This is a genomic window from Acidisphaera sp. L21 (genome assembly GCF_009765685.1).
Lineage (GTDB): Bacteria > Pseudomonadota > Alphaproteobacteria > Acetobacterales > Acetobacteraceae > LMUY01.
Genome location: NZ_LMUY01000100.1, coordinates 1 through 292 on the forward strand (window position 1 = coordinate 1; position 292 = coordinate 292).

The following is a 292-nucleotide window of genomic DNA, read 5'->3' on the forward strand; positions in this document are numbered from 1 at the left end:
AATGAGTAGGATGGCAGGATAGGCATTGTGGATCCACAATGCGGCGGCTTACTCGCCTGTGGCTCGACGAGAACCTACACGTCTTCTGGCCATCCCTTGGACACCTGGTGGACGTTTCCCGGACGTGGAAAGGGCGTCCATACCATTGCACCTGTCGTGACCGTGGGAACCAGATCGAAACTTCCTTTTCAGGCTATGAAGCCCGCGGATATTTGCGGCGAGACAACGGCAATGAATGGCGTGCGTGCAACTTACGTATTCAGCAATCTTGCTTGCAATGGTATGTATTATG

At 53.1% G+C, this 292-nt stretch carries 1 protein-coding gene; it reads left to right on the forward strand.

Annotated elements, in window-relative coordinates; genetic code table 11:
* Positions 1–96 precede the first annotated feature (96 nt).
* A partial coding sequence (locus tag GSQ76_RS31320; protein WP_216851184.1) for a hypothetical protein occupies positions 97–292 on the forward strand: 196 nt, incomplete at its 3' end.